This is a genomic window from Actinomadura rugatobispora (assembly GCF_042656285.1).
Lineage (GTDB): Bacteria > Actinomycetota > Actinomycetes > Streptosporangiales > Streptosporangiaceae > Spirillospora > Spirillospora rugatobispora.
On the sequence record NZ_JBHSON010000104.1, the window covers coordinates 1 to 12,147 of the forward strand.

Below are 12,147 nucleotides of genomic sequence, written 5' to 3' on the forward strand. Positions count from 1 at the left end.
GAGCGCCGAGCCCAGCAGCCGCACGGTGGTCTCCTGGCCCGCCGCGAACAGGTTGGCCGCCACCCGCACCGCGTCGCCGACGTCGGGGGTCGAGCCGTCCGGGAAGGTCGCGGTGGCCAGCCCTGTGAGCACGTCCCCGCGGGGCTCGCGGCGGCGCTCCTCGATGTAAGTGGTGAAGCGCCCGTACAGGTATTCGAGCGGGGTGTGCGCCAGGCTCTTCTCACCGGTGCCGCCGATGCCGCCCCCCGCCTTGTGCCCTTGCTGGAGCACGGCGGCGAACTCCTCGCGGTCCTCTTCGCGGACGCCGAGGAGGTCGGCGATGACCAGCAGGGTGAAGGGGTTGGCGAACCCGTTGATGAACTCGCCCTCGCCGCCCCGCAGCCAGGTGTCCAGCAGCCCGTCGGCGATCCGCCACATGGCGCCCTCGTTCTCCTTCAGGCGCCGGGGGGTGATCAGCTTCATCAGCAGCGCGCGGTGCGCGGTGTGCACGGGCGGGTCGAACGTCGGGAGCTGGTCGCTCATCGGCAGCTCGTCGCGGTGCCGCTCGATGAGCTCGGAGACGTCGTCGCCCTCCAGCGGGACGGGGAAACCGGGGAAGGGGCCGGTCACCGACGTGCACGAGGAGAAGGTCTCGGTGTCGTTGAACACCTGCACCGCCTCGTCGTACCCCGTCACCATCACCACGTCGTGATGGGGTTCGCGCTGGACCGGGCACTGCCCGCGCAGCGCCTCGAAGTAGGGGTAGGGGTCCTCGACCAGTTCCTCACCCCGGAAGAAGTCGACCGCCTCGACATCGTCCACCGTGCTCACCGCCTTCTCGATGCTGCGCGCCTGCTGCCGCGCCTCGGACTGACTGACCGGCCTCGTGCGGCCCTTGCCGTCAGGGCGGGGGCTCGCCGATGCGGTGGATCTCGGCGTCGGCACCGTTGATGACCTTGGGCTGGTGCCATATCTCGACGCACATCGCGACCATGGTGATCGAGTGCACCAGGTGGAGCAGGTTGCGTGCGTCGTCGGTGAGGTCGTCGAGGGGGAACTTGTCGCAGTAGGCGAGGGCGTCCTGGATGCGCGGGAACCCGGCGTCGTAGAACTCCTGCATCTGCGGCATGGTGCTCGCCATGCGCTGTGCCCAGCGCTCGGGTTCGGTGGCCAGGCACCAGGTCTCGGCGAAAGGCTGCAGATCGGAGAATTCGGCGGGGAGGAGCGTGTCCGGCATCTCTTCAGACCTCCTGACGCGCGTTTCGGTGGTCCTCGACCCAGTCGCCGACCGACTTGTGGAAGTGGCGCACCAGCAGTTCCTGGTCATTGAGGGGGAAGTCGTCCTGGACCGCCCGCGACTCCAGCGCCTGCTGGGTGCCCACGAGCATGCCGGCGTCCTGCAGCGCGAACTCCTTGAACATCACCACCGCGCACTCCTGCGCGGCGCGGTCGCTGGCACGCTCGGCAGGGGGGAAGAACAGCGTGCCCTCGTACCGGTGGGTGTTGTAGGAGGTCGGCCAGTAGCGGTACAGGTAGTACCAGCCGTTCGACATGATCAGGATCTCCATGTTGGGGAAGATCTGGAAGTTGTCGGTGACCCAGTCCTTGACCCCGCCGGGGTTGGTCCCGGGCAGGTCGTCGCCCAGATCCGGCTCGTTCCATGGCCCGAACAGGCCGCTGCGGGTCGCGATCTCGATGGGGTACTGGTAGTCGGCGGGCCACAGCCGCCGGGGAACGCTGGAGATGCTGACCAGCCGGTGCGGGCCGTCGAGCCGGTAGTACGGCGCCTCGAACCCGGTGACCTTGGGCCGTGCGGCGGGTGTGGCCTCCTGGCTGTGCAGGACGGGCACGTGGTAGTACTCCTGGAAGGCGTCCGAGAAGATCTTCCAGTTGCAACCGATGTCGGCGCGGAAGTCGTAGCGCTCGGTCAGCCGGTCGAACGGGTAGCCCTCGAGCGGCGTGATCATCGGGCCGAGGAACTCCCGCAGCGACTGGGCCGGTTCCTTCGCCAGGTTGACGAAGACGAACCCCGCCCACACCTCGCAGTGCACCGGCACCAGGCCGTAGTCGGACCTGTCGAGGCCGAAGAACTCGCCCTCCTGCTGCACGAACGTGCAGGCGCCGTCCAGGCCGTAGCGCCAGGCGTGGTACTTGCAGGTGAACTGGCGCGCCGAGCCCCGCACCTCCTCGCCGGGGAAGTCGTTCCACAGCAGCTTGTTGCCGCGGTGCCGGCAGAGGTTGTGGAAGGCCCGGATCCGCCCCCGCATGTCCCGCACCACGATGATCGAGGTGTCGGCGACCTCGATCTCCTTGGTGAAGTAGCGCCCGTTGCGCGGCACGTCCTCGACGCGCCCGACGTTCAGCCAGGCCCGCTTGAAGATCGCCTCGCGCTCGTCGGCGTAGAACTCCGGAGAGATGCAGTCCTCGAAGGACACCACCCCGGTCCCGAGGTCGGGGTAGTGCTCGGTCCAGCTGCCCTCTGCCGGTTTCGGATAAAGAGCCATGTCAGTCCTCCAATGGCGATGCCGCGGGTGTGACGGCGGTCGCGGCGCGGACCGGGCGGGTCCGCGCCACCTGAGCCGGCACGGCCCTTCAGACCACGTGCCCCGAGACCAGGTCCAGGTAGGCCGCGCCGGCGTCGGGGACCCTCGCCTGCTTCCACACCTCGACCGGGAACGACACCATGACCAGGGACTGCATCAGGTGCATCAGGGTGCGGGCTTCGTCGGGAAGGTCGTCCCACGGGAAGGTGTCGCAGTAGGCGATCGCGTCGTCCAGCCGGGGGAAGGCGGCGTCGTAGAGCGCCTGCATGTCCGCCATGGAGGAGGCCAGGCGCTTGGCGTAGCGCTCGGGCTCGGTCGCCAGCGCCCAGTCCGCGTACGGCTCCAGGTCGGTGAAATCAGCGGGCAGCGGCATCGTTGTACTCCTCGACTCGCTTGCGGGCCACCCTGTGCAGGTGCCGGAGCAGGATCTCCTGGTCGTTCACCGGGAACTCGGTGACGGCGCGGGAGGCGAGCATGGTCTGGGTCGCCTCAAGGGTGTTGCCGTCCTGGAGCGCGTACTCCTTGAACGTCACGGTGGCGAGTTCCTGGCCCAGCCGCTCGCGGGCGTTCTTGGCGGGGACGAAGTACAGGTTGGCCTCGAAGAGGTGCCGGTCCACGGCGGTGGGCCAGTAGTTGTAGGTCAGATACCAGCCGGGCGCCCAGACCAGCAGCATGAAGTTGGGGAAGATGATGAACGAGTCGGTTCCCCAGGACTTGTGCCGGGACGGGTTGATGGCCGGCGGCAGCTCGTCCAGGCCCTCGATCTCGGGACGGTCCCAGGGGCCGAACAGGCCGCTGCGCAGCGCCCGCTCGATCGGCTTGACCATGGACGGGTCCTTGGGCGGTGCCATGCCGCCCCACGAGGAGACCATCGAGTGCGGGCCGAACAGCTCGTAGTGCAGCGCCTCGAACCCGTGGTTCTTGAGCTTGTCGGCCTCGCCCTGGACGGCCTGCTTATGATGCAGGATCGGCGCGTGGTAGAACTCGGCGAACGCGTCGATGAACAGCTTCCAGTTGCTGCCGACCTCGGTGTTGTAGGTGTAGACCTCGGTCATCTCGTGGAACGGGTAGCCCTCCAGTCCCTTCCCCAGCTCGCCCAGGTGCTCCTGCAGGCTCTCCTGCGGGTCGAGGTTCACGAAGATGAACCCCTCCCAGACCTCGCAGGCGACCTCCTTGAGCCCGTAGGCGGACTTGTCCAGGTCGAAGAACTCCTCCTCCTGCTGGACGAAGGCCAGCCGGCCGTCGAGGCCGTAGCGCCACGCGTGGTACTTGCAGGTGAACTGGCGGCAGGTGCCGGCGGACTCCTCGCCCGGATGCTCGTTCCAAACCAGCTTGTTCCCGCGGTGACGGCACACGTTGTGGAAGGCGCGGATCTTCTGGTCCTTGCCCCGCACGATGATCAGCGACGTGCCGACGACCGCCAGCTCCTTGGTGAAGTAGCCACCGACGCGGGGCACGCGCTCGATCCGGCCGACGTTCAGCCAGGACCGCCTGAAGATGGCCTCCCGCTCCGCCTCGTAGAAGGCCGGGTCGATCGAGTCGCCGTAGTCGACGGTGCCGGTTCCCAGCTCCGGATAGCGCTCGGTCCAACTGCCCTCGGCGGGTTTCGGAAAGTAGGGCACGTGTTCACCTCTCTGTTCCGGCTCTATGCCGAAGGTGTTGCGCAGACTCGCCGGCCGGTGACCCGGAGGATGGTCGGCTCGCGCAGCCGTGGGGGCAGCGTCAAGGTCAGAAGCAGTGAACGGCGCCTTTTCTCCGGGACAGGACCGTGGCTCACCGTGGTTTCACCGCTCCTTCGGCTCAATTCCCGCCCATCATGAAGCCGAAGGCATATGCGTGAAAAATAGTGATGTGTCATACCTGTATGCCTGTTCGGCATGACCCAAGGGAAGATCGACTCAGGTGGCCCGACGGCCGGTGAGTGCGGTTCAGGAGTGCGGTTCAGGAGTGCGGCGGACGGGCCTGCGCGGACGGCCACCTGCCCTCCGCCACGGCGGACAGGACCTGGTGGATCAGTGTCCGGGCGACGACGTTCACGGCGGCGAGCGAGCGGGTGATCCTCGGCGCGGCCAGCACGATCGAGCGCCGCACCTCCGGGTCGCCGAGCGGGGCGGCGCTCAGAAGACCGGCCGCGACCTCCTCGGCGACGCCCACACCGGGCAGGACGGTCCAGCCGTGCCCGGCCTGGACGAGCTGCTTCTGCACCCTCATGGAGTTGGTCTCGACGGCGACGTCGAGCTCGACTTTCGCCTGCGCCGCGGCGCCGTCGACCAGGGTGCGCAGCGCGTGGTCGGCCGCGGGCATCACGAGCGGGTGGTCCGCCGCCTCGGCGAAGGGGATGGGACGGTCGCCGCGCAGGCCGTCGGACGCCGGTGCGACGGCCCACAGCCGCTCGCGCAGCAGGGGGTGGGTGTTCAGTGACGGAGTGCTGCCGAGGTTGTACAACACCGCCAGGTCCAGGTCGCCGTCGTCCAGCCACTGCCGCAGATGCCCGGAGTACCCGATGACCAGCCGCAGCCGGATCCCCGGATGCTCATCGGCGAGGACGGCGACCAGGGGCTCCACCAGCAGGTCGCTCGTGCTCTCCAGCAGGCCGAGGGTCACGTTGCCGGTCACCACGCCGGGAGTGGGCTGCACGTCGGCGCGGGCCCGCTCCAGCGCGTGCAGCGCGCGGCGCCCGTGATGCACCACGACCGCGCCCGCCTCCGTGGGCCGCATTCCCTCCCGGGTCCGCTCGAAAAGGACCACGCCGAGCTCCCGCTCCAGCGCGCGGATCTGCCGGGTGACCGCCGGCTGCGCCAGGTACAGAACCTCCGCGGCTCTGGTGACGCTGCCCACCTCGGCCACCGTGACGAGCGCTTTGAGCTGCTTGAAGTCCAACGTCCTTCCCCTCGCCCCGCATGGGGGCATGGCACCATACGGGTCGCCGTTCGGGGGCGGTCCGCACGAGGGCGGGCCGGCAACGCGTCGTGACCACGCCCCGGTCGGCCGGTGCGCGCCCCGTGCCGGGCTGCCGCGGCACGGCGCCCGGTCCTGCGCCGCGACGTCCGTGAACCAACCGTTGGGGTGCCGTTCTCCAGCATTCCGCACGCCGGGGCCCAGCAGGCGGACCACGCTCACCAGGCGTGAAGCCCAGTCTCACAATTTTTGAGAATGCTATTCTCTAATATGAAGGTAAGATTCTCATGGCGACGGTCGCGGTGTCAACGAGCCGCAGAGCCGCGCGATCGGCCTCCCGGTCGGGCGACTCCTTCCTCGGGAAGGCAGGCGTGTGCCGGCGGAGGGTTATCGATCTTGGACGGTGTCCCCTGTCAGCCGGCCGCTTGCGGAGCCGGGCCGCCGTCGCCGGCTACGCCTGGACGGGATCGATGATCTCGGCCTCGCGCAGTTAGACGACCTTGGGGTGTTCGAGCTTGTTGACCAGGGCGTACTCGTCGGGGAAGCGCACCGGTGGTACGCCTGGTCGTTCTTCCAGTTCCCCTCTTGGAGTACTGGCCGTGTGCTCGCCTCCGGCGGACCCGCTGGGCGCGCTGGAAGTCCTCTCTCGTTGCAGTTCGACCACACCCATTGATCACGATCGTTCCAGCGCATCACAGTGGTGGTCCCCAGCGCGACGTCATCAACGTCCAGCAGGATCTCGTCCTTGCGCTGCCTGCTCCACACCTCCACTTACCGCGAAGACGCCTCAAAGATCCGGGGCGGCAGGGCAACCTCGCGCCATGGAGCAGCCGCGCCACCGACCACGAACTACAGCTACTCGGTCTCCACGCATTCGCCCTGGTTGATAGGTCGGGCGTGAACGATCAAGGTCAGACGGGCGGCATCAGGTCGCTCTCGCTGATGGTGTACGTCAGCTGCGGGTAGATGAAGTCCGTTTCCTTGTTCTCGCGACGCCGTAGTCGGTAGAACTCGCGCCTCTGGTCATCGTCGGCCGATGTGAGGCGTGCACCCTGCGGAAGATATACATGTCCGTCGCGAAACCGAAGGAAGGTCTTTGACGTTCGAAAGGTTACGCCCAGCCATTGGTTGTCGGTCGTCTGGACCGTGTCTAGTACGATCTTGTGCCTGAGTCGCCGGTTCGAGCCGACAGAGAACGCGACGATACTGTTGTGAGTGAGAGGGATCTCGAACTTCTCGCCGTCTGACCCCTTTGACTCGAAGATCAACTTTCTGGGCGGGTTCGCTTCGGGGTGTTGGTAGCAGGAGAAGACGGCGATAAACGACCCGTCGGCCAGATCTAGGGCTTGGTCGGAATGGCTGCCCATGGTTTTGTACGCGTTCGTGTAGCGCTCGATGAGCGCGTTGTTGAAGTTGACCGGAAGCGCCGCACGTTCTTGAATCTGTTGCGCCAGCCGTTCGTGCACCGCCCGGAAACGCTGCGGCGGGCTGCTGTATCGAGTGGTGGTACGTACGAGAGGCACACCATCTGCTTCGTCGATCCTGGTGAGCACGGCGCCACGCCGGCCTTTTCCCACGTCTTCCAAACGAGCCGACGCGGACAGCTCCGCAAAGAGATCTTCCTTGGTCGGCAATGCGTCTGAGAGGATCTCATCCGAGATTCTGGACTCGGGGGGCAAGGTAGTCTCCCGTGTTCATGCTGAAGAGAAACTCGTCGCCGTAATCAATGAAGGACGAGTTCTTGTTCTCCTCGGCGTACAGCCTGCGCAGTTCGTCCATGCCCGTCGGTGTGGGCGGCTCCAGCTTCACCAGATCTCCGTTCGCCTTGAGGAATGTCTGGCCGTTCTTGTGCACGGCTTCGGTGCTCGAACAGCGCACCACGTATCCCAGGCGGATCGGGAGCAACTCGGCGGCCAACGTCGAGGGCCGGATTTCGTGTGTATACAGGCGGTTGGTGGACAGCGGCATGAAGAACACGGAGCCGGGGTAGAGAGTCACGGTGAACTGCGGGGGGAGCGTGACCCCGTTGCGTTCTTCGGTCGGCTCCTTGAGGCGAAAGTGGAGCTTGGTCAGCCCGCTGGCACCCTTCACACCGTAGTCGAAGGCGTCTACGGCCAGGGGCTGCAGCCTGTCGAGCCCGTCATAGAAGGTGCAAAAGGCCATGATGCCGTTGACGGGCATGTCCTTGGTCTTGTCGGCATGGGCCGAGATCTTGGCCTTGGACTGCTTGCGCTCGGCCGTGGCAGGGGTGTTGTGATAAGTCTGAGCGAGGACGTGATTGAGCGGTGCCTGGTTCCGGAAGACGGCGGCGGCCTCGCGGTTCAGAGCGTCGACGATGCGCGTGTCGGTCGGGCTGAAGCTCTCGGTCGGTCCCGAGAGATTCGTGGAGCACCGGAGCAGGCGGAAATGCAGTTCGTCACCGTGTCGTGCGACAGGCGTCAGATAGATTCCGCTGCGATGGGCCGTTCCAGGCTTGGTGGACTCCGTCAGGGACTGGAACGCGTGGTCCGCACGGATCCGTCCGAAGTGATCGGCGCCGAGGTCGAAAAAGCGGCGGTAGTACACGCCGGCGTTGTGTACGCGGATGGGAACTTGGCCGAGGTCGACGAGGGTCCAAGGTTTGTCGACGTCCTCGTGGTAGCCGTGTGATAGCTCCCGGATGACGAATACCCGGGCCGCCGCACGCAGGTGGCGGTCGCTGATCCCGGATACATCGCCACACAGGTAGACGGTCTTCCGCTCGAGGTCGGGCGAACCAGAAGCAAGGTACTCTGGCGTGATCGTGGACCCGAAAAAGTCCCTGATCAAGTCATTGTCTTGCAACGTCGAAGGCGCGACCAAGGTGTTGTTCGCGTCGTCGGTGCAGGCTTCCGTCAGCTCTGTTGTGTCCAACAAACCGCACCGCCATTCGCACTCTGAGACACGAACCCGCAGAGCCGACCAGATGGCCTGCCGGCCCGCTCGGCCCATCCCATGAACTTTCGGACGGTAGACGAGGTAAGATTAGCATCCTTCGCCCGGCCGCGCCCTGGCCGTACGGTGTCCGCCGCACCGGAAGATTCTTTATAAGCCCTCAAGTAGAGCATGGCGTTGAGGGCGTTTTCCCACTTGTTGATCGGAGCTCAGGGCCGGTGGCTCGGGCGAACCGCCGGACGGCGTTGCGCACCATGCGATGGCGATCATGGCCGTCTCAGAATGGTCAGCGGATTAGCTGGGGCCGCACCCGTGTGCCGAGTCCATTTCGGGCGGCCGGTGACGTTGCACAGGTCCCCGTATTCTGATTCTCGTATGCGTATAAAAGCTTGCTCCCCGGAGTGGACGAGGCTGGGCATGCCATCGGACATTGACAGGACATAGCAGAGAGCTTCATTCCTGGGGCAGAGTACGGCGGTTTAAGATCAGGTCGAACCGGAAACCGGGCGAATCGAGACCTCTCCGAAAGTTCGCCCGCGTGACGAGCGTTGACGGTCCCCCGCCCCGCGATGTTGATCGTTTCAGCAGACGGGTACCTCGCATGGTCCACGCAAGGCAGGCCCTTGCCGAGCCGGTAGGCGCGTGCCAGGGCATGGAGTTCCAGTTGCTCGGCCCGTTCTCGATGCGGGCCGGTGGACGCGTCGTCGACGTCACGTCGCCGAAGCATCGCGTCCTGCTGGTGACATTGCTGCTTGAGGCCGGGAGCACGGTGTCCGTTGAGACGCTGGCGAAGGCCGTGTGGAACGACGCGGTGCCCGGCAATCCGCGCCGCGCGCTCCAGTTGCACATCACCCGGTTGCGCAAGGCGCTGGCGGGCTGGTCCGCCGGGGAGATCATCACCACCTGCCGGGACGGTTACCGGATCGAGGCGGAGCCGGATCAGGTCGACCTCACCAGGTTCCGCCGTTTCCTGCGCCGTGCCGAGGAGGCGGCCCGGCGCGACGACCTGGACGGCGAGGCGGCGGCGCTGCAGCAGGCGCTGGCTCTATGGCGGGGAGACCCGCTCGCCGGGATCCGGTCGGAGACGCTGCAGCGGGAGGTGGCGCCATGGCTGGCGGAGCAGCGGCTCCAGGCCGCCGAGCGGTACCTGCGCGTCGAACTGCGGCGCGGCCGGCACGCGGAGACGATCGCGGCGCTGGTCGAACTGACCTCCAAGCACCCCTTGCGCGAACGGTCCTGGGCCTTGCTGATCCAGGCGCTGCGCGACAGCGGCCGACGGACCGACGCCCTGGACGCCTTCCACACCATCCGCCGCAATCTGGTCGAGGAACTCGGCATCGACCCCGGCCAGGATCTGCTGGACCTCCACAGGCAGGTGCTCGTCGGCGCGTCCCGGCCGGGCACCGGCGGCCCCGAGCCCGCGGTGCCGATTCCAAGGCAGTTGCCGCCGGGCGTCCCCGCCTTCGCCGGACGGCTGAGGGAACTGGCGGCGCTGGACGCGTTGGCGGCCGGTCATCCCGCCGGCGCGATCGGCGTCATCACCGGGACGGCCGGGGTCGGCAAGACCGCACTCGCCGTCCACTGGGCACGGCGGGTCGCCGACCGGTTCCCCGACGGTCAGCTGTGGATCGATCTGCGCGGCCACGGACCGGGGACGGCCGTACCGCCCGAACGTGCGCTGCGGCGTTTCCTCCGGGCCCTCGGCGTGACCGACACCGATGTTCCCGTCGGCCTGGACGATCAGGCCGGCCTCTACCGGTCGTTGATGGACGGCCGCCGGATGCTGATCGTGCTCGACAACGCGTGCGAGGCCGGACAGGTACGGCCGCTTCTTCCCGGAGCACCCGGCAACCTCGTCCTGGTCACCAGCCGGAACCGGCATTCGGGGCTGGTGGCCGTCGAGGGGGCGCGTCCGCTGGCGCTGGACCTTCTCACGCCCGCCGAAGCACACCAGATGGTGGCCGCACGCCTCGGCGCCGACCTGGTCAGGGCTGAGCCCGCCGCGGTGAAGGCGATCATCGACCTGTGCGCGGGGTTGCCGCTCGCGCTCAGCATCGTCGCCGCCCGGGCCGCCGCCCGGCCCGGGTTCGGGCTCCCGGCCTTGGCGGCCGGGCTCACGTCCGTCCCGGCGCGTTTGGACGCGTTCGCGGGGACCGATGACGCGACCGAGCTCCGGACGGTCTTCTCCTGGTCCTACCGGGCCTTGAGCGAGGACGCCGCCCGGCTGTTCCGGCTGCTGGGCCTTCAGCCCGGCCCGGACGTCACCGCGTCCGCGGCGGCGCGCCTCGCGGGGGTCGCGGTGCCGCGGGCCGGACGGCTGCTGCACGAGCTGAGCGACGCGCATCTGCTGACCGAGCACAAGCCCGGCCGGTACACCTTCCACGATCTGCTGCGTGCCTATGCCGCCGAGTTGGCGCAGGCCCCGTGACACCGCGTCCGATGAAGCCGGAATGAAGCCTGCCCGTGGAAAACTCTCGATTGCTTTGTCAATGGCGAATGGGAGGATCCCATGCGGACGATCTCGATGAAGACGCGGCCGGTGGTCCGGACCGAGCGGCCCAGGGGAGGCGCCGTCGTTCTGCTCCCCTGGTGGATCTGAACGACAACGCGGGGCCCGGGCGCGGCCGCCTGGGCCCCGGCCCCACCTCACCGTCATACCTGGTCTGGAGCTTTCATGCGTTTTCGTCGTTCCCGTTGCCTGATGTGCTACTGGTACGACGGCCAATTCGTCCTGCACCCGTATCCGGCGGGAACGCCGGTGACGGTGCATCCGGTGGCGTCCGAAATCCTGTCGGCATTCGAGGACTGGAGTAATGTCGAGCAGGCGGCCAAAACGCTGGACCATCTGACCCGCGAGACGGTCGACGAAGCCGCCCGGACCCTTTTCGATGCCGGGGCGCTGGTCGCCGAGGACACCCCCGAGGCCGAGCGGGACGCGCGTGTGCACCACGACTGGGGCGCCTGGACCCCTGAGGCGTCCTTCTTCCACTACGCCGTCCAGGACGTCTACGACGACGTTCCTTTCGCCGAGGAGCCGGTGCTCGTCGAGCCGGTCGGGTTGCCCGCCATGTTCACCGGCTATCCGGACGTGCCCCGGCTGCCGCTGCCCCGCCGCCCCGCCGATCTTCGCGCGCCGTACGAGCGGGTCCTGTATCGGCGCCGCACGCACCGCGACTTCTCGCCCGACCCGGTGCCCCTGGACGTGCTCGCCGCGCTCATGGCCACCGTGTTCGGCCCCGTCGACTTCATCGACAGCGGGCAGGGGCCGGTGTTCCGCCGGACCAGCCCGCAGGGCGGCGCCCGCCAGGAGATCGACGCGTACCTGGGCGTCCTCAACGTCTCCGATCTCGATCCCGGCTGGTATCACTACAACGCGCTGCAGCACAGCCTGGAACTGCTCACAGAAGGGTTCACCGGGCAGGAGGCCGGCTACCTGTGCGCCGACCAGGACTGGTGTCGCGACGCGGCATTCCTGGTCGTCCTCGCCGCCCGGCTGGAACGTATGAGCGTCAAGTACCGCGCGCCGCGCACCTATCGCGCCTGCCTGCTCGACGCCGGCCACCTCGGGCAGACCTTCGCCCTGACCGCCACCGCGCTCGGGCTCGGGCCCGCCCAGACCGCGGCCTTCCGCGACTCCGCCATCGCCGAGCGGTGCCGCCTGGACAACACCGGGCGCACCCCGCTGTACGTACTGGCCTCCGGCAGCCCCCACCTCGACCCGCAAAACCTCCCATCACCGACCACGCCCGCCACCTGGCGCGACATCACCCTTTCCGCACCCTGACCCGGAACCTCGACGAGGACCGATCGCGCG

11 protein-coding genes are annotated in these 12,147 nt (G+C 67.6%); 2 read left to right on the top strand and 9 right to left on the bottom strand.

The features are described from left to right. The 9 genes from ACFPZN_RS46530 to ACFPZN_RS46570 all read right to left on the bottom strand — a co-directional run. Window positions 1-924 (bottom strand): cytochrome P450 (locus ACFPZN_RS46530; RefSeq protein ID WP_378289801.1); only part of this gene is annotated, 924 nt, incomplete at its 3' end. After that, window positions 881-1,216: a hypothetical protein gene (locus ACFPZN_RS46535; RefSeq protein ID WP_378289803.1), complete on the bottom strand. Its 336-nt coding sequence runs from the start codon at window positions 1,214-1,216 to the stop codon at window positions 881-883. The genes ACFPZN_RS46535 and ACFPZN_RS46530, both read right to left, overlap by 44 nt. Before the next feature lie 4 nt (window positions 1,217-1,220). Continuing rightward, window positions 1,221-2,483, bottom strand: a complete 1,263-nt coding sequence (locus ACFPZN_RS46540) for an aromatic ring-hydroxylating oxygenase subunit alpha (RefSeq protein ID WP_378289805.1) — start codon at window positions 2,481-2,483, stop codon at window positions 1,221-1,223. An 88-nt stretch (window positions 2,484-2,571) separates the two neighbouring features. Beyond that, window positions 2,572-2,895 (bottom strand): hypothetical protein, encoded by a 324-nt coding sequence (locus ACFPZN_RS46545; protein WP_378289807.1) that lies wholly within the window; start codon window positions 2,893-2,895, stop codon window positions 2,572-2,574. Next, window positions 2,879-4,144, bottom strand: a complete 1,266-nt coding sequence (locus ACFPZN_RS46550; RefSeq protein WP_378289809.1) for an aromatic ring-hydroxylating oxygenase subunit alpha — start codon at window positions 4,142-4,144, stop codon at window positions 2,879-2,881. The genes ACFPZN_RS46545 and ACFPZN_RS46550 overlap by 17 nt, the downstream gene beginning before the upstream one ends. 319 nt (window positions 4,145-4,463) lie before the next feature. Then, window positions 4,464-5,402, bottom strand: coding sequence for a LysR family transcriptional regulator (locus ACFPZN_RS46555; RefSeq protein WP_378289811.1), 939 nt, complete (start codon window positions 5,400-5,402; stop codon window positions 4,464-4,466). Between the two features lie 508 nt (window positions 5,403-5,910). Further along, window positions 5,911-6,090, bottom strand: coding sequence for a hypothetical protein (locus ACFPZN_RS46560; protein WP_378289813.1), 180 nt, complete (start codon window positions 6,088-6,090; stop codon window positions 5,911-5,913). Between the two features lie 241 nt (window positions 6,091-6,331). After that, entirely contained in the window at window positions 6,332-7,099 is a 768-nt protein-coding gene (locus ACFPZN_RS46565) for an alpha-ketoglutarate-dependent dioxygenase AlkB (RefSeq protein ID WP_378289815.1), read from the bottom strand. After that, window positions 7,071-8,312 carry a hypothetical protein gene (locus ACFPZN_RS46570; protein ID WP_378289817.1) on the bottom strand — a complete coding sequence of 414 codons (1,242 nt, stop codon included), beginning with the start codon at window positions 8,310-8,312 and terminating at the stop codon, window positions 7,071-7,073. Before ACFPZN_RS46570 ends, ACFPZN_RS46565 begins: the two co-directional genes overlap by 29 nt. Before the next feature lie 673 nt (window positions 8,313-8,985). On the opposite strand from ACFPZN_RS46570, the gene ACFPZN_RS46575 reads away from it, so the two are divergent. Continuing rightward, window positions 8,986-10,761 (top strand): AfsR/SARP family transcriptional regulator, encoded by a 1,776-nt coding sequence (locus tag ACFPZN_RS46575; RefSeq protein WP_378289819.1) that lies wholly within the window; start codon window positions 8,986-8,988, stop codon window positions 10,759-10,761. Between the two features lie 345 nt (window positions 10,762-11,106). After that, window positions 11,107-12,117: a SagB/ThcOx family dehydrogenase gene (locus ACFPZN_RS46580; protein ID WP_378289821.1), complete on the top strand. Its 1,011-nt coding sequence runs from the start codon at window positions 11,107-11,109 to the stop codon at window positions 12,115-12,117. Window positions 12,118-12,147: the final 30 nt, after the last annotated feature.

Excerpts from the sequence above, each read along its gene's own strand:
- ACFPZN_RS46540 (WP_378289805.1), bottom strand. The coding sequence starts at position 2,483 with ATGGCTCTTTATCCGAAACCGGCAGAGGGCAGCTGGACCGAGCACTAC.
- ACFPZN_RS46575 (WP_378289819.1), top strand. The coding sequence starts at position 8,986 with ATGGAGTTCCAGTTGCTCGGCCCGTTCTCGATGCGGGCCGGTGGACGC.
- ACFPZN_RS46560 (WP_378289813.1), bottom strand. The coding sequence starts at position 6,090 with ATGGGTGTGGTCGAACTGCAACGAGAGAGGACTTCCAGCGCGCCCAGC.
- ACFPZN_RS46545 (WP_378289807.1), bottom strand. The coding sequence starts at position 2,895 with ATGCCGCTGCCCGCTGATTTCACCGACCTGGAGCCGTACGCGGACTGG.
- ACFPZN_RS46535 (WP_378289803.1), bottom strand. The coding sequence starts at position 1,216 with ATGCCGGACACGCTCCTCCCCGCCGAATTCTCCGATCTGCAGCCTTTC.